This is a genomic window from Micromonospora sp. GCM10011541 (assembly GCF_042650725.1).
GTDB classification, from domain to species: domain Bacteria; phylum Actinomycetota; class Actinomycetes; order Mycobacteriales; family Micromonosporaceae; genus Micromonospora; species Micromonospora sicca.
In genome coordinates this window covers 101,335-116,320 of the sequence record NZ_JBHSBP010000105.1, presented here as the reverse complement: position 1 = coordinate 116,320, position 14,986 = coordinate 101,335, and the positions used below count along the sequence as shown (strand labels likewise).

18 protein-coding genes and 2 pseudogenes are annotated in these 14,986 nt (G+C 69.0%); 14 read left to right on the top strand and 6 right to left on the bottom strand.

Annotation, left to right across the window (positions count from 1 at the left end):
- Together ACFOYX_RS35850 and ACFOYX_RS35845 are read right to left on the bottom strand one after the other, a co-directional pair.
- A pseudogene (locus tag ACFOYX_RS35850) lies at positions 1–237 on the bottom strand (RNA polymerase sigma factor SigF); the annotation flags it as partial.
- 349 nt (positions 238–586) lie between these two features.
- On the bottom strand, positions 587–1,072 hold the full coding sequence (locus ACFOYX_RS35845) for a DUF6098 family protein (RefSeq protein WP_322440078.1): 486 nt from the start codon (positions 1,070–1,072) through the stop codon (positions 587–589).
- Between the two features lie 331 nt (positions 1,073–1,403).
- Between ACFOYX_RS35845 and ACFOYX_RS35840 the strand changes: the two genes are divergently transcribed.
- Positions 1,404–1,703, top strand: a complete 300-nt coding sequence (locus ACFOYX_RS35840; RefSeq protein WP_322440079.1) for a DUF6766 family protein — start codon at positions 1,404–1,406, stop codon at positions 1,701–1,703.
- Positions 1,704–1,998: 295 nt separating this feature from the next.
- On the opposite strand, the gene ACFOYX_RS35835 is transcribed toward ACFOYX_RS35840, so the two are convergent.
- Entirely contained in the window at positions 1,999–2,676 is a 678-nt protein-coding gene (locus ACFOYX_RS35835; protein WP_322475087.1) for a DUF2071 domain-containing protein, read from the bottom strand.
- Between the two features lie 499 nt (positions 2,677–3,175).
- Between ACFOYX_RS35835 and ACFOYX_RS35830 the strand changes: the two genes are divergently transcribed.
- Both ACFOYX_RS35830 and ACFOYX_RS35825 read left to right on the top strand, forming a co-directional pair.
- On the top strand, positions 3,176–4,393 hold the full coding sequence (locus tag ACFOYX_RS35830) for a hypothetical protein (RefSeq protein ID WP_322440081.1): 1,218 nt from the start codon (positions 3,176–3,178) through the stop codon (positions 4,391–4,393).
- Positions 4,386–4,967 (top strand): hemerythrin domain-containing protein, encoded by a 582-nt coding sequence (locus tag ACFOYX_RS35825; RefSeq protein WP_322440082.1) that lies wholly within the window; start codon positions 4,386–4,388, stop codon positions 4,965–4,967. The genes ACFOYX_RS35830 and ACFOYX_RS35825 overlap by 8 nt, the downstream gene beginning before the upstream one ends.
- 106 nt (positions 4,968–5,073) lie before the next feature.
- Here the strand turns inward: ACFOYX_RS35825 and ACFOYX_RS35820 are convergent, their stop codons facing one another.
- Positions 5,074–5,787: a GAF and ANTAR domain-containing protein gene (locus ACFOYX_RS35820; RefSeq protein ID WP_322440083.1), complete on the bottom strand. Its 714-nt coding sequence runs from the start codon at positions 5,785–5,787 to the stop codon at positions 5,074–5,076.
- Positions 5,788–6,337: 550 nt separating this feature from the next.
- On the opposite strand from ACFOYX_RS35820, the gene ACFOYX_RS35815 reads away from it, so the two are divergent.
- The 3 genes from ACFOYX_RS35815 (at position 6,338) to ACFOYX_RS35805 (ending at position 7,395) form a co-directional block, all read left to right on the top strand.
- The gene (locus tag ACFOYX_RS35815; RefSeq protein ID WP_161557830.1) at positions 6,338–6,496 is read left to right on the top strand and encodes a hypothetical protein; all 159 of its coding nucleotides are present in this window, start codon (positions 6,338–6,340) and stop codon (positions 6,494–6,496) included.
- A 93-nt stretch (positions 6,497–6,589) separates the two neighbouring features.
- A complete protein-coding gene (locus tag ACFOYX_RS35810; protein WP_322440084.1) occupies positions 6,590–6,814 on the top strand; it encodes a hypothetical protein in 225 nt (74 codons plus the stop codon).
- The gene (locus ACFOYX_RS35805) at positions 6,805–7,395 is read left to right on the top strand and encodes a hypothetical protein (protein WP_322440085.1); all 591 of its coding nucleotides are present in this window, start codon (positions 6,805–6,807) and stop codon (positions 7,393–7,395) included. Before ACFOYX_RS35810 ends, ACFOYX_RS35805 begins: the two co-directional genes overlap by 10 nt.
- A gap of 104 nt (positions 7,396–7,499) precedes the next feature.
- Here ACFOYX_RS35805 and ACFOYX_RS35800 read toward each other — a convergent pair whose 3' ends face one another.
- Together ACFOYX_RS35800 and ACFOYX_RS35795 are read right to left on the bottom strand one after the other, a co-directional pair.
- Entirely contained in the window at positions 7,500–7,661 is a 162-nt protein-coding gene (locus ACFOYX_RS35800; RefSeq protein ID WP_109801947.1) for an alpha helical protein, read from the bottom strand.
- Positions 7,662–7,674: 13 nt separating this feature from the next.
- Positions 7,675–8,079 (bottom strand): four-helix bundle copper-binding protein, encoded by a 405-nt coding sequence (locus ACFOYX_RS35795; RefSeq protein WP_322440086.1) that lies wholly within the window; start codon positions 8,077–8,079, stop codon positions 7,675–7,677.
- Positions 8,080–8,220: 141 nt separating this feature from the next.
- Between ACFOYX_RS35795 and ACFOYX_RS35790 the strand changes: the two genes are divergently transcribed.
- From ACFOYX_RS35790 to ACFOYX_RS35755, 8 genes and pseudogenes are all read left to right on the top strand, one after another.
- Positions 8,221–8,667 (top strand): hypothetical protein, encoded by a 447-nt coding sequence (locus tag ACFOYX_RS35790; RefSeq protein WP_109801949.1) that lies wholly within the window; start codon positions 8,221–8,223, stop codon positions 8,665–8,667.
- A 377-nt stretch (positions 8,668–9,044) separates the two neighbouring features.
- Entirely contained in the window at positions 9,045–9,533 is a 489-nt protein-coding gene (locus ACFOYX_RS35785) for an STAS domain-containing protein (protein ID WP_322440087.1), read from the top strand.
- Between the two features lie 252 nt (positions 9,534–9,785).
- The gene (locus tag ACFOYX_RS35780; RefSeq protein ID WP_322440088.1) at positions 9,786–10,124 is read left to right on the top strand and encodes a hypothetical protein; all 339 of its coding nucleotides are present in this window, start codon (positions 9,786–9,788) and stop codon (positions 10,122–10,124) included.
- An 83-nt stretch (positions 10,125–10,207) separates the two neighbouring features.
- Complete coding sequence (locus ACFOYX_RS35775; protein WP_322440089.1) at positions 10,208–10,882, top strand: DUF6766 family protein; 675 nt, start codon at positions 10,208–10,210, stop codon at positions 10,880–10,882.
- A 337-nt stretch (positions 10,883–11,219) separates the two neighbouring features.
- Positions 11,220–11,717 (top strand): hemerythrin domain-containing protein, encoded by a 498-nt coding sequence (locus tag ACFOYX_RS35770; protein ID WP_109801963.1) that lies wholly within the window; start codon positions 11,220–11,222, stop codon positions 11,715–11,717.
- Between the two features lie 144 nt (positions 11,718–11,861).
- The gene (locus ACFOYX_RS35765; protein WP_322440090.1) at positions 11,862–12,266 is read left to right on the top strand and encodes an SDR family oxidoreductase; all 405 of its coding nucleotides are present in this window, start codon (positions 11,862–11,864) and stop codon (positions 12,264–12,266) included.
- Positions 12,267–12,277: 11 nt separating this feature from the next.
- Positions 12,278–13,420 (top strand): PP2C family protein-serine/threonine phosphatase, encoded by a 1,143-nt coding sequence (locus ACFOYX_RS35760; protein ID WP_322440091.1) that lies wholly within the window; start codon positions 12,278–12,280, stop codon positions 13,418–13,420.
- An 89-nt stretch (positions 13,421–13,509) separates the two neighbouring features.
- Positions 13,510–14,982: pseudogene (locus tag ACFOYX_RS35755) on the top strand (low temperature requirement protein A).
- The last annotated feature ends 4 nt before the right edge of the window (positions 14,983–14,986 follow it).

The window sequence follows — 14,986 nt, the reverse complement described above, 5'->3', positions numbered from 1 at the left end:
GATCAGGCCGACGGCGGCGGTCTGCGCCAGGTCGTCGGTGGGCTCGCCCCGGCCGCTGTAACGCCGGGCGAGGTGGTTGGCGAGCGGCACCCAAGCCTCGATCGCCTCGTCGCGCAGCGCGGCACGCGACGGGTGGTTGGCGGGCAGCGCGGCCATGGCCTGGATCAGGTCATTAGCAGTGGACTCCGCTGCCGCAACTATGCCGTGTGAAGTGGGGGCCGGCTGGGTGGTGGTCATGCGGATCCTCCAAGTCTGCCTGAACAAAGTCGAGGCGGTCGAGTTGGCCGCAGCAGCACCGTACACCCATATGGCCCTCAAACCCCAGCCGAAAGGCTGATGCCTTTGGGTCATTGTCCTGCTCGCCTGAGGGCCGCGATAGGTCCATCGGCCGTGTAGCGCCCATTCGACGATCGGGCAGAAACATCCGGGCGGACACTCCCGGCCGGCGTGACTCGCCGTGATCCTTGGCGGACCGGCGCTTTTCCTGATCGGCCGCATCCGGCTGGAACGGGTGGTCGTCGACCGGCTCTCGGTGCGCCGGCGGTGAGTCACAGTCGACCAGCAGCGAGTCGGTGGGAAGGTGCGGTCACTCGTCGGCGCGGTGCAGCGGTCCCCACTCCTCGGAGGACTGCTCCTCGACCGCCTCGTCCGCCTGGTGCAGCGCCCGCTCCGACACCCACGCTATCGGCCGCTGGCAGATCACCAGCGGCTCGTTGTCCGGCCCTCGGCCGCACTGGTCGCCGACCAGCACCCAGGGGCGTACGTCGGGCCCACGCAGCTGGCGCGGGTGGCAGTAGTCGTAGAGCCGACGGGCGACCCAGAGCCGTACCGACCGCTCACCCCACCAGTCCTCTACACCGAGCGGATTCGCGGAGAGGCCGGGCAACTCGATTCCGGTGAGCGCGTCCCGGCTGGACTGCGCGGACTGCCCGCTCGGGGTGAGGTCCGCGTCGGGCCCCCGGGACCACCGTACGTACAGTTGCTCGTCCGGACCTGCCTTCTCGATCAGAGCGGCGAGCTGGTCCAGGTCCTCGATGACCGGCATCCGCGCCCCGTGTCGTACCTCGCTCACCCGGTTCATGTGCCCGGCGGGTCGGTGACCAATCATCCCATTGCGGGAAAGTCGCATCGCGCCGTGATGTTGGCGTCGTAGCCGGTGTGCCGCTACAGCGCCCGCGCCGATCATCTCGTACCCAGAGCATCGACCAGTTTGCCGTCTTCCACTGGAGGGAAGCAGGTAAGGGCGCCCGCACCGCACCGCAGGGGTGCGGCAAGGAAGGAGCATTCATGCCCGACACCATCGGATCCCGTTCGGATGCGTCGACCTCGGCCGCCTCGACGCGCCAGCCGGCCGATCGACCACCATTCCGCAAGCCCCGGTGGGTCAAGGCCTACTCGCCCTGGTGACCGGAGCGCTGTTCCTGCTCTCTTGGCTGGGCCAGTTCGTCTTCCAGATGATCTCCACCAGTAACGAGGCGCAGGAGCACGGACAGTCCTTCTCCTGGAGCGAATTCCTGCCGCAGTTCCTCTCCTCCACCTTCGAGAACTGGCAGTCGGAGTTCCTGCAACTTGTCTGGCAGGCAGCCGGCCTAGCCATCTTCTACTACTGGGGTTCCTCCCAGTCTCGCGAGTCCGACGAGCGCATGGAGGCCAAGCTCGACGCACTGCTGCGGGACCGCAATCTCGACCCTGGGAGCCTGTAAACCAGCCGGCCCTGGCTTCGAAATTGGGGAGGGTCAGCACCGGCAGTAAGGGGTTGGGGTCGCTGACTCCACTGCGGCCCCGCCGCCGTGCGTGTTCACCTGCACGGCGCGGCGGCAGCGGACCGTCGCGGCCGTGAGGCGGCGGCGCGGCCCGGACTGGCCAGGACGATCATGCGGCCGGCGCGGAGTTCCCAGGGGTTCGAGCCAGCCAGGTCGGCGTCGATGGAACGAGCGGGGGCCTTGGCGGATGCCGATGCATCGGTTCCACCGACGGTCGGCGTTACCACCGCCGCCGTCACCAGCGCCACATTCCAACCCTGACCGCGACTCCGGGTGACGCGTGAACCAGTGGGTCGCCGGTCGGCGGCGGTAGTCCTGCACGCTGGACCAGGTCTTGGTCCAGGCGACGCAGTTCTGCATGGTGCAGCGGCCAGTCCCCGTGTTCGGCCTCGGCGGCGGCGAGCCTGCTGGCGATGACCGTAAACAGGCGGAAGCGAGCGGTCAGGAAGTGGACCCGTTCGTCGCGTTCCGACTCCTCCAGCGGTGCGCCCAGCGCCACCTCAGCGTCGCATCGCCCACCGCCACGTGACGGCAGGCGGCGACGGCAGCGGTAGTCGATGCGGCTGGCGGTGACGCGCACGGCCATGTCCGACCAGAAGTACGGCAGCCGATAGCCGACGCGGGCGGCGAGGACGGCGGATAGCCGTGCGGCGTCCAGGGAGAGGAACCAGATACCGCTGCGGCCTCGGTCGTCCCGGACATAGGTGCGCACGTTTGTCTCGGGGAACCGCGATACCCACGGCATGGCAGGGACCAGGGGCGCGCGCAGCCCTTCCATGAGAAAGGGCGTCAGCCCGATCCAGGCCGAGCCGTCGAAGGTTTCGAGCTTGAGCCCAGCGGGCAGGATCGGCTTCACCACGGCCGGCGGGTAGCGCCAGTGGATGAAGGAGAGCCAGTTCCACTGGTGGTACATGACCGGGCAGGACACCCGCGGTGGCGGCGGCGCCTTCAACGCCCACTCGTTTTCAGGCTGTCGGACTGAACGCAGCGGCTTGGACGGTGCACGAAGTGAGGTCGGCGCGACCGAGTGCTTCTCGAATGGATCGCGCCGCCGCAGGCCGCGACCGCCGCCGGTGGAGACCACCAGGCGTGGGCCCTACCTCGCGCTGGGGAGTGGTCGGAGGTAACGGTGAGCATCCCATGCACGGGACCAATCTTCTCCTGCACAACCCCGTCCGACCGGCGGGTTTGGCCACGGTCACCTGCTCGCCCCACGTTGTGCGGTGAACACCCCGGTCTCGTCCTCCCCGCCGGGACCGGCATCGCCCGCTGTTCCCTACGGACCTGATCGTGACGACTCCCTGCTCAGCTCTTGACCCGAAAGGGCATACCTGGGCGGGATGCCCCTTGTGCCGGTTGTCGGTCGGTCAGGGTGAGTAGGCAGATGTGGCGTCCTCACAGATGGGGAGATCGTGTTCAATCCGTTGGATCACAGGGGGATTCCCCTGGAGGGCCAGATCCGCAACTGGCGCGAGCTCAACGTGGAGCCGATCGACCCGGAGGCGGTCGACCCGTACACCCGGTGCCGGATCATCACGATGAACGGCATCGAGATCGAGGCCATCAACTTCCAGCACCAGTTCGCCCGCAACTGCCCGGACCAGGAGGTACGCCGGCAACTGGCGTACGTGCGGTACGTGGAGAGCCAGCAGCAGCGGGTGGTGAACTGGCTGCTGCCCGGCGTGGCCAGCGTCCTCGAGACGACGCTGGGCTACGAGCAGGTGGCCGTGGACCTGACCGCGTGGGTGGCCCGGCACGAGCCGGACACCTACTTGAAGCAGGCGTACGAGTTCGGCGTCCTGGAGGACTTCGACCACCTGTACCGCTACGCCAACCTCTACGAGATGGTCGAGCGGCGCAAGGCCGAGAAGATCGTCGACGGGCTCACGGAAGTCATGCCGGGCCGGCCGACCGTCCAGGAGCACCGGCACCCCTTCGACGAGGTCCGCACCCCCTACGACCGCAACTCGGTCGATCCGTGCTCCAAGCTGAACGCGCTGACGGTCCTCTCCGCCGAGCAGCAGGTGATGTTCTACTACATGAACGTCGGGCCGCAGTACATGGAGCCGATCGCCCGGCAGCTCTACCAGGAGATCAGCCTGATCGAGCAGGAGCACGTCACCCACTACGAATCGCTGCTGGACCCGGGCGAGAACTGGTGGGAGCGGCTGCTGACCCACGAATACAACGAATGCTGGCTCTACTACTCCTTCCTCCAACAGGAGAGCGACCCGCGGGTCAAGGCCGTGTGGGAGCTGCACCTGCAGATGGAGCTGGCCCACCTCCAACAGGCCGCCGACCTGCTACGCCGCCACGACGGCCGGGAGCCTGAGGAGATCGTCGGCAGCGCCGGCCTGCCCGAGCCGCTGACCTTCGAACCCAACAAGGACTACCTGCGCCACCTGCTGGCCACGCAGATCGACCTCACCCAACTCGGCGAGGGCTACGTCACGGAAGCGCACGAACGCTTCGAGTGGATGCAGCAGCAGGTGCGCGACGGCCAGAAGCCCCCGAGCGAGCAGGTCATCGACATGCACCGGGAGCGCTTCGGCGACGAGTACCGCATCGAGACCGAAGGACCGCACCCGGTGGCGGGGCTGCGCGCTGAGGAGGGGGTCCGCCGTGCCTGACACCGACACCCCGGCCACCCCTGGCCCGGACGAGGACGTGGTCGACCTGCTGCTCGCCCAGCACGCTCAGATCGAGGAGCTTTTCCTGCTCGTCATCGGTCGCACCGGGCAGGACCGGCGCGACGCGTTCGACGATCTGGTCCGCCTGCTCGCCGTCCACGAGACCGCCGAGGAGGAGATCATCCACCCCCTGGCCCGCGACCTACCAGGCGGCGGCGGTGACCCGATGGTCGAGGACCGGCTGGACGAGGAACGCCGAGCCAACGAGACGCTCAAGACACTCGTCGAGGGCGGCGTCGACGCCGACAGCTTCGACACCGCCATCATCCTGCTGCGCGACGCCGTGCTCACCCACGCCCGCTACGAGGAGCGTTACGAGTTTCCCCTGCTGCGCCAGCACGTACCGGCGGCGAGGCTGCGCAGCCTTGCCGCCGCCGTACGCGCCGCGCAGAACACGGCCCCGACCCGCCCACACCCGATCGCCCGGTCAGCGAAGGCCAACCTGGCAGTCGGCCCCGCGCTGGCGGTCATCGACCGGGTCCGCGACAGGGTCCGCAAGTCGTCCGGCAGCTAACGCGTGGCCCTGTACTCCACGCCGGTGCTGGCGCCGTCGCCCGTGCCGGCGCTTTGCTGGCCGGCACTGTTCCGGCGTCCGTACGTCCGCAGGTAGGCGGAGCCGGTCACGCCCCGGATGCCCCGACCGTCCGGTCGACCAGGGCTTGGGCCACGTCCCGGACCTTGCGGTTGGGTCCTGGGGAAACCTTCGCCAAGATCGCGAACGCCTCCGCCGGGGTGCAGCGGCGCTCGGCCATGATGATGCCCTTGGCCTGTTCGATGACCGCCCGGCTCGCCATCGCCTCCTGCATCTGGCGGGCGAGGGTGGCGGTGCTGTCGTAGAGCTGCGCGTTGGCCAGGGCGACCGCGGCGTAGGCGGCGAACGTCTCCAGAACCGAGACGGAGTCCTCGTCGAAGGAGTGCGGTGTGCGGGCGTAGACGTTGAGGGCTCCGACGACCGCCTCCTGGATGGGCAGGCCGATCGACACGGAACTTCCCACTCCGGCCTCACGGCCGCGTTCGGCCCAGTCGGGCCAGCGGTCCTCGGCCGCGATGTCGGGTACGGACAGGACTCCGCCGGTGGCGGAGGCGTCCAGGCACGGGCCACTCTCCTGCGCGTACTGCCGCTCGTCCATCTCAAGGGCGAGGTCGTGGGTGAACGCCGCCGTGTACCCGGTCCCGTCTCGCACCAGCGTGACCGACACCTCCACCGGTGTGGGCAGGACACGTTTGGCGAGCTCGGCGACGCGCTGCAGAACATCGTCGAGACCGACGTCGCCGAGCTTGATGCGGCCGAGCTCGGCGAAGGCGTCGGCGGGGTCTGTCGGCGGGCGGGTCACGGCACCGGGTCCTCACGACCGGCGCGCCCGCCGCCGAACCGGAACCGGGGTGGACGCGCGAATGGCAGCTCGCGTTGGCGGGCCGCTGCACGGACCCACCCAGGGCAGAGCCGGGACCCACGTCAGTCCATTGACGCCGCCGCACCCGACACCTCGGACGCGGGCTACAGCACAGCCAATGCACTCCCCGTTGTCGCTGAGTGCAGCGCCGGCGCAGCGCGCGAAACAACACAAAGCAGCACGGCCGGACAGGAAGTCGACGTGCCTGCCGCGACGCACGACACCGACGGCAGCCGGGACGGCGCAAGCCCGTCGTCGCGGCCGGGTCGCTGGCGCTGTCCGCGGCCGCGCCCCGTGAGCGGGCCACCCGGTCGGGCTGACGGCACGATTCATGCAGCGGTCGCAGAGCGGGCCGGAGCCGAACATATCTGGAGCGGGCGGGCGGGGCGGTGATGGGCCGGCGGCGGGTTTGCCTCGGTTGGGCCCGGGAAGCCGGTGGTCCTGACGGTGCGAGACGGACCTCGTGCCGCTCGTTGAGGGGGAGGGTGACATGGCCGATCGGGAGCAGCTCCACGAACTGCGCCAGCGGGCCCACGACGCGGGCATCGAGGGCAACTCGAAGATGACCGAGGACCAGCTCCGGCAGGCGCTGCGGAAGGTCAGCAAGGGCGCTGAGCCGCAGATGGCGAAGCGGGAAGCCAAGGGCTGAGGTTCGTTGTCGGCGCCAGCACCCGGACCTGGGTGCTGGCGCCGCTGTCGCGCCTGACCGGCGGGACGGCATCGACAAGATCCGGCACCGACGATGAGGACCATAGGCGTCGTCGGCCTGCTGCGAACCGCCACGCACGTCAATTGCCTGGACTGCGCCGATCTGCATGACGTCGTGCAGCCTGGCTGGCGCGACGAGCGCGACTGGCGTCCGAGCGAGACCCACCGCCGTCACGACGCGCGCGCCCGCCAACGCGACAGCCAGCAGGGGACACGCCACCACCTTCACCAGGACAAGGAGCAGGAGAGATGCACGTGACCGCGACCGACAACCATGCCGTCGCCCAAGCCGTCCACGACGTCGGATCGGCGTTGTGGTTCGGCGGCAGTGTCATGGGTGTGGCCGGAGTGAACAAGTCCGGCAGCGACCTCACCCAGGGCATCGACCGCATCCGTGTCGCCGAGTCCGCCTGGACCCGCTTCAGCCCCGCCCAGTGGCTCGGCATCGGCGCGACCATCCTCGCCGGCCTCCAACTCACCCGCACCAGCCGGCGCCGCTTCGCGCTGCAGAGGGGCTACGGCTCGGTCGGCGCCGCCAAGGCCGCCACTGTTGTACTCGGCGCGGCCGCAACCGCCTACGCCGCCTACTGCGGCACCCGCATCGGCCGACTCGCCGAACAGGCCCACCAGCGCGGCGACCAAGTCGACGTCAAGGACGCCACCATATCCACGGCGCACACCCCGCCCGACCTCGCGACCTGGCAGCGACGTCAACGCATCTCCCAGTACGCCGTCCCCGCCCTGGCCGGCGCCAACATCGTCCTCGGGTCCTACCTGGTGCAGTCCTACGGCACCGGCACCACCGCCAAGGGCGTCGTGCGCCGCCTGCTGCCGGACTGACCCTGGCCCCGTCACCTCGGCACCCGGCGACACGCGGCCAGGTCTCGTTCTGCCGGGCGGGCCCAACACGCCGAGGTGGTGAACTAGCCGGCGGTCCCCGCAAGTCAGGACCTGTTGCCCGGTTCCTGGGTGCGGCTGTCGAATTCGGTGTGGCCGTTCGGGCACTTCGGGATGGTGCCACCCACCTGCACGCTGACCTTCTCGCCACAGGTCGCGCAGTGGAACACCCCGGTCTTACGTGCCTTCTCCCCCGCGTGTGCCGGCATCGTCGCTCCCGGCTCAGCTGACGGTGGCCAGCAAGTCGCGGCAGGCCCGCTCGCAGGCCCGGCACGCGTCGGCGCAGACCCGGCAGTGTTCGTGCATCTGCGCGTGCCTGGCGCACTCGTCACCGCAGGACTTGCAGGCGGTGGCGCAGGCCGCCAGCAGGGTGCGGCTGATGTTGGCGTCGTAGCCGGTGTGCCGGGACAGCACCCGGGCGGTGGTGGCGCAGATGTCGGCGCAGTCCAGGTCGGTGCGCACACACTTGGTCAACTCGGCGATGCGGTCCTCGCTCAGGCAGGCGTCCGCGCACGCCGTGCACGCCTGCGCGCACGCGTTCAGCGCGTCGATGGTCGTGGCCAGCTTCGCCCGGTCCAGGTTGATCGACTTCGGGTAGGTCTCCAGCATGGAGATGGTGATCGTCATGGTCGGCTCCTCGCGGGTGGGGTTCGTCCTGACCGCGCTACCCGTCCCCGCCACAGCCATGCCTGATCCCACGACTGCTTCGACCACCCGATCCACGGGCGCGCCGGGTGTCACCGCCGTGGAAGGGGGTAGCAGACGGGGATGACGCCGAGCAGCAGAGCCCTCATCGCCGGCGCGGCCGGCGCGTCCGCCCTGAACGCCGTCACCTACCTGGACATGGCGGTCAGGGCCAGACCCGCCAGCAGCGCCGGGGAGGACAGCGCCGCCCGCGTGGCCGACCTGGCCCACGTCGACCTCGGTGACCAGAAGACCAGCGAGAACCGGAAGTCCGGGCTCGGGCCGCTGCTCGGCTACGCCACCTCGGTGGCCGCCGCCGCGGTGTACAGCGCGGCAGGAGGCCGCCGGCTGCCGACCGCGGTGTCGGCACTGGCGTTGACCGGACTGGCGATGATCGCCTCCAACGCCCCGATGACCGCGCTGAAGGTCACCGACCCGCGCGCCTGGTCGGCCGCCGACTGGCTCACCGACCTCTTCCCGCACCTTGCCTACGGCACGGTCACCGCCATCGCCCTGAAGGCGCTGCGATGACCAGCGGCCGCTGATCGCCCAGCCGAGAGGAAGATGCACCAGGAGGTGGCGACCTGTCCCGGTGCCGTTCCGGACGCGCCGTCACTGCGGGTCGTCGAAGCGCCGGGTGCCACGCACTCCCGCCGTCACATGCCCCAGGTCGCCGAAATGCGCGCCCATGACCGCTCTCACCGAATTCACCGCTCGACTTCACCTGGCGGCAGCGCGCAGAACGGAGCCGAATTCGCCACTCACCCCGAGCTGCCGCACAGCGGGGTGTCAGCGGCCAGGCCCATGGGTAGGGTGGTCCGCGGGTCAAGACATGCGCCCAGGGTCTGCCACCGCGCCTCGACGCCGGCGGGAGGACCCGACTGACCGATGGATCATCGGGAGGCGGCATGTCCACCATCGAACGGCCCACTGGGCACCACACCGAGCCCACCAAACCGATCATGACCTTGTCCCTGGACGTCGAAGGGCCCGCAACGCTGATCACCGTCCGCGGCGAGGTCGACATGAGCACCGCGCACCTCATCACCGAGCTGGCCGAACACGCGATCGACCGGCGACCCGCACGGCTCGTGCTCGTCCTCTCCGGGGTGACCTTCTTCAGCGCCCACGGCATCAGCGCCCTGCTGCGAACGCAGCGCGCCGCCGCTCACGCTCACGCTCACGCTCACGCTCACGCTCACGCTCACGTCGAGCTGGCCCTGCGCGATGCCGCCCCGTGCATCACCTACCTGCTGGCGGTAACCGGCACCCCGATGAACCTGGACGAGACCACGGCCACCTCAGTCCTGAGCAGTAATGCGGGCCATCGGAACGGTGACCTCTCACCGCATCCGCGCCTCCCGGCGGCTGACGGAACCGCAGCATCAGGCAGGTAGGGCAGAACTTGACGTAGATCCCAGGGCCGGGGTGGTTGAGCACACAGCCACCCCGGCCGCGCTTTCCACCGCTCCGCGGTCGCGTTGAGGCGGTCATGGTCGATCTGCCCCGTTCGGCCACCGGTTTGTCCAAGCTGGTGATCAAGGTCCGGATTGAAGGGCACCAAGCGGGGGATGTAGCCGTGCGTGAGGGTCGCATTTGTGGCAGTAGGCGCAGCCCTGGCTGTATTGACCGTGGCAGGGTGCACGTCGGTGACCGACCGCGGTGACGCGGCGGCTGCCGTCGCCGTGCGAATGCTGACCGCCATCACCGAGAAGGACGGGGCCGCTGCCTGCGCCGCGCTGGCACCCGACACCGCCGTTGAGCTCGAGCAGTCCGCCGACAAGCCATGTGCGGAGGCGATCCTCGACGAGAACCTGCCCGAACCCGGCTCGGTGTCGGCCAGCCACGTGTACGGCCAGTGGGCACAGGTTCGGCTCAGCGGCGACATCGTCTTCCTCGGCGTCTTCCCCGCGGGCTGGCGCGTAGTCGCCGCCGGCTGCACCGCTCGCCGGGACAGGCCCTACGACTGGGTGCTCCAGGGAGGCTGACTCATGCGAGTCCAGTTCATTCTGCTGCTGCTCGTGGTCGCCGCCGGCCTCGTCTACTTCTCCATGCTGGGGGTGCTGCACCGGTGAAGAAGTTCCTACACGAGAACTCCCTGGGCCTGGTTTTCGGTCTGTTGTTTCTGGTCGTGCTGGCTGGTGAGGCGGTCGCCGGGCACGCCGACTTCAACCAGCAGCAGCTCAGCGAGGGCCTGCAACCGATCTCGTTCGACCGGTACGTCACGTCCGCGAGCTTCGCCGTCGACGTCACCGAGAACTGGCAGTCGGAGTACCTGCAGTTCTTCCTCTACATCTACCTGGGCGCGTGGCTACTGCAGAAAAGCTCACCGGAGTCCAAGGAACTCCACAAGGCCGGCCGTGAATCCGACAAGGACCAGATGGTCGGCGCATACGCCACCGACACCTCGCCGGCGTGGGCGCGTACCGGCGGACTGCGGCAGGCGCTGTTCTCCCACTCGTTGGGCTTGGTCATGGGCGCGATCTTCCTGCTGTCGTGGCTGGCCCAGTCCATCACCGGGGTCGCCGCGTACAACGAGCGGCAACTCCGTAACCTGCAAGACCCGGTGTCCTGGGGCCAATACCTGCTCCAGCCCGATTTCTGGAACCGCACCCTGCAGAACTGGCAGTCGGAGCTGCTGGCCGTGACGTCGATGGTGGTCCTGTCGATCTACCTGCGGCAGCGGGGATCATCCCAATCCAAGCCGGTCGGCGCCGCGCACGCTGCCACTGGAGTGGAAGGCTGAGCCTGCGGCGTCCCCCGTCAGACGAAACCGGCGAAGGAGCTCGGGCTCCGGGGTGAACTGAGCACGCCCTTTGGAGTGAAATCAGCCAACTCAGGCTCCAGCTCCCGTCACCTCGATTGATGATCAGCAGGAGTCAAGGGTGCCCCGGCGGCCAGCGTCGGGCACTGCCTCGCCACGCCCGCGTCTCACCGTTACCCGGGGAATCCCCGGTCCTGTAGCCGCATGCCGTGGTTGCTGGGGCTGGCCGCGAGCCGGCCGTCGGGGATGACCTGGCCTGAAGCGAGCATCGGGCCGAGCAGTGGTGGGGCGGCGTCCCACCTACATAGGAGGGAACACCATGTCCACTGATGCTATCGATCTCCTCATTGAGGACCACCGCAAGATTCGCGGGCTGTTCAAGGAGTTCCAAGACGCGGGGTCGGACGCCAACAGAAAGGGTCAGCTGGTAAGCCAGATCCTCGAAGCGCTGACCATGCACACCTACATCGAGAACGAGTGTATGTACCCGGAGACCCGCAGGCTGCTGCCGGACCTCGATGAAGCGGTACTGGAGTCCTACGAAGAGCACCACGTCGCGGACGTGCTGGGCTTTGAACTGGCCATGATGAGCCCAAGTGATGAGCATTTCGAGGCCAAGACGATGGTCCTTATCGAGGCCGTCACCCATCACATCCAGGAAGAGGAACAGGAGTGGTTCCCGAAGGTCCGCGCGGGTGTTGCGCCTGAACAGCTGCAGGACCTCGGTGCCCGGCTGGCGGAACTGAAGAAGAAGGCGCCCCGGAAGCCGACGGCGCCGCGCGCGCTGAAGAAGGCGATGGACGCCGTGCGGGCGTGACCCGCCAGGGTAAGGGGCCAGAGCCGGCGTGGTCGTTGTTCCTGAGGCAGCCTGCGTCAGCTCGTCACGGCGAGTGGGCCGCGGCATGCCTGCGGTGCACATGTCGGCAGCCCTGACGAGCCTTCCAGCGGTTGGTCTAGAGCGGTGGATGGCTGCCAGAAGGCCCTGCCGGTGGTCAACGACGGCGCGTCGGTCATCCTGTCCGGCTCGACCGCCGCCACCAGCGGCACCCCCGCCTTCGGGGTCTACGCCGCTTCCAAGGCCGCCATCCGCTCATTCGGCCGTACCTGGGCCGCCGAGTTGACCGGCCGCGGGATCAGGGTCAACACCCTCATCCCGGGCCCGACCGAGACCCCCGGTGTCACCGGGCTGGCTGCCAGCCCGGACGAGGCCGCCGGGCTGCTGCAGATGCTCGCCTCCACCGTGCCGCTGGGCCGGATGGGCCAGCCCCAGGAGATCGGCAACGCCGCCCTGTTCCTGGCCTCCGACGAGAGCAGCTTCATGACCGGCGGCGAGATCTTCGTCGACGGTGGCGCGAACCAGGTCTGACCGACCCCGGGATGGCCCGGCAGGCCGCTCAGCAGCTCGGCGCCGACGACATGGTCCTCTACCTGGTCGACCACGAGCAGCGTCAGCTGCTTCCCATGCCAGGCCCGGGCGCACCACCGCGTGAGTCGCTGGCCATCGAGGGGACCCTGGCCGGCCGGGCATTCAGCATGCTGGGCCCCTTCGGCGGGGCCACGGACGGCGGCGGGGCCCGGCTGTGGCTGCCGCTGCTCAACGGCCTGGAACGCATGGGCGTCGCGGAGGTGGTCACCGCCGCCCCCGTGCCCGACTTCTCGGTGGCCGCGTTCGAGGCGGTCGCGTCCCTGCTCGCCGAGCTGGTGATCACCCGGTCGCAGTACAGCGACACGATCGAGCGGATCCGCCGGCGGGCACCGATGCGCCTGGCCGCCGAGATGCTGCGCGCCCAACTTCCACCGCTGACCTTCTCCACCGGGCACATGATCATCAGCGGGATCCTGGAGCCCTGCTACGACGTGGGTGGTGACGCCTTCGACTACGCGGTCAACGGCGACATCGCCCATCTCGCTCTGTTCGACGCAGTCGGGCACGGCTCCGGCGGCGGTATGCGCGCGGTGATGCTCGCCAGCCTGGCTCTGGCCGCGTATCGCAACGCCCGCCGAGACGGTTTCGACCTGATCGCGACGTACCATCACATCGACACCGCCGTACGGGACCATGACCGGCGTGGCCTGATCACCGGCGTGCTGGCCGAGCTAGACCAGCGGACCGGCCGGCTGCGGGTCATTTCCGCCGGGCACCCGAGTGGGCTGGTGATCCGCCGAGGCAAGGTCACCACCGTCCTGCCCACTCCCACCGCCCTGCCGGTCACCCTCGGCGACAGGCGGCCACCCGTGGTGGCCGAGGAAGCCCTCGAACCCGGCGACGACCTGCTCTTCTATACCGACGGCATCATCGAGGCCCGGTCGGCCGACGGGGAGCGGTTCGGCACAGAGCGGTTGGTCGACTTCACCGTCCGGGCCCTGGCTGACGAACTTCCGCTGCCCGAGACCGCCCGGCGGCTGGTGCACGCGATCCTCGCCTACCAGGACGATCGGCTCCAGGACGACGCCACCGTACTCATGGTCCGTTTCCTTGGGCCGTCGACGGTCCAGGCCACCTGGCCGCACAGAGACTGACCGTTCTCTGCCTGCTGGGTGCGCGAGTTCGCTGTCCCCGCCGTCAGGTCGCGACGGGTGGCGATCCTGCGGCACCGCCGGACAGCTGAATGAGGCTGGCCATGTCGAGAACCCGGCGGACCTGCCCGGGCGATCGGCTCTCGCAGCAGGTCATCGAGCCGATCCGCGCCCCACATGTCGATCTCACCGGCCAGCGCCAGCACGCTCCGGTCGCCGCTGGCGTCAACGCGCCAGTGCCCCGGCGAGCCCGAGTCGCGAGGGGCAGGTACCGGCCGAGCGTGGAGACGGCGAGTCGATCCGCGGGGGGTCACCCCCTTGGACAGACCGCATCTTTGCCGCATCAACTCCGAAACTCCACTAATGTCCATCGGGGGAAGCCGATGACGACAGACCAAGCAGTAGGCCTGACACGCGAAGGTGAGGGGCCCCAGCGGGCAACCCTGCTGGAGCTGTTTCTCGATCTGGTGTTCGTCGCCGCACTCGCGCTAACTTCACGAAGCTTGGCGCAGAGGCTCGACTGGGTCGGCGTTCTCCAGACCGTGGTGCTACTGATGGCGGTCTGGTGGGTGTGGTCCGTCACCGCGCTGGCAACCGACCTTTACCACGCGCAGCGGCCGCCCATCTTCGCCATGACGCTCTGGGTCATGCTCGGGACCATCCTGATGGCTGGCTCGCTGCCCGGAGCCTTCTCCGACCACGCCCTGGTCTTCGCTGGCGCTTACGTGGCGATCCACGTGGGACGTGGCCTCTTTCTCGCCTTTACGCTTCACGGCCGCACGGCGCGGCTACACGCCAGCCGGTTCATCTTCTGGTTCGTCGTGTCCGCCGTACCGTGACTCGCCGGCGGCCTCATGGCAGGCATGGCGCGGAACCTGCTGTGGGCCGCTGCGCTCGCCATTGATTACGGGTCAGCCTGGCTCCGCTACCCCACGCCCCAGCTCGGTCAGGTACCTACGTTTCAGTACAAGGTGGCAGCCGACCACCTGGCGGAGCGCTACCAGCAGTTCTTCACTCTCGCCCTCGGTGATCTCATCCTCGTCACCACCCTGACCTACGCCGACGCCGAGGTGACGGCCGAGCGCACAGCGGCGCTCCTCGTCTCGTTCGCGGCCACCGTGCTGCTGTGGCAGATCTACGTCCACCGCGCAGGGGCCCTGCTACAAGCCGCCATCCAGTCCTCCCGGGATCCGGGCGGATTCGTGCGGTCCGCGCCCAACACTCACCTGCTCATGGTGGCCGGCGTGGTCGCCGCCGCCGCCGGTTTCGAAAACGTCATCGCCCATCCCACCGAGCGCACCACGCCCTGGCTGGCCGGTGTCATTCTCGGTGGACCTGCGTTGTTCATGGCCGGACGAGCCCGGTTCGAATACGAGGTGTTCAGCCGGGTGTCGCCGTCTCGGCTGGTCGCACTGCTCGTGCTGGCAGTCGCGGCACCCGCCCTGGTGCTCGCACCCTCCCTGGTGGCCGGCGTCACCGCCGCGCTCGTCCTGGGCGGGGTTGCGGTCGCGGATGGCATCCGTGCCCACGGGAACCCACCCGAGCCACCAGCGCCCGCCATGTAGCTGG

Bases quoted from the DNA above. Each gene is read 5' to 3' on its own strand.
- ACFOYX_RS35795 (WP_322440086.1), bottom strand. From the start codon at position 8,079: ATGACGATCACCATCTCCATGCTGGAGACCTACCCGAAGTCGATCAAC.
- ACFOYX_RS35760 (WP_322440091.1), top strand. From the start codon at position 12,278: ATGGCCCGGCAGGCCGCTCAGCAGCTCGGCGCCGACGACATGGTCCTC.
- ACFOYX_RS35835 (WP_322475087.1), bottom strand. From the start codon at position 2,676: ATGTACCACCAGTGGAACTGGCTCTCCTTCATCCACTGGCGCTACCCG.
- ACFOYX_RS35800 (WP_109801947.1), bottom strand. From the start codon at position 7,661: ATGCCGGCACACGCGGGGGAGAAGGCACGTAAGACCGGGGTGTTCCAC.
- ACFOYX_RS35785 (WP_322440087.1), top strand. From the start codon at position 9,045: ATGTCCACCATCGAACGGCCCACTGGGCACCACACCGAGCCCACCAAA.
- ACFOYX_RS35815 (WP_161557830.1), top strand. From the start codon at position 6,338: ATGGCCGATCGGGAGCAGCTCCACGAACTGCGCCAGCGGGCCCACGAC.
- ACFOYX_RS35770 (WP_109801963.1), top strand. From the start codon at position 11,220: ATGTCCACTGATGCTATCGATCTCCTCATTGAGGACCACCGCAAGATT.
- ACFOYX_RS35790 (WP_109801949.1), top strand. From the start codon at position 8,221: ATGACGCCGAGCAGCAGAGCCCTCATCGCCGGCGCGGCCGGCGCGTCC.
- ACFOYX_RS35810 (WP_322440084.1), top strand. From the start codon at position 6,590: ATGAGGACCATAGGCGTCGTCGGCCTGCTGCGAACCGCCACGCACGTC.
- ACFOYX_RS35805 (WP_322440085.1), top strand. From the start codon at position 6,805: ATGCACGTGACCGCGACCGACAACCATGCCGTCGCCCAAGCCGTCCAC.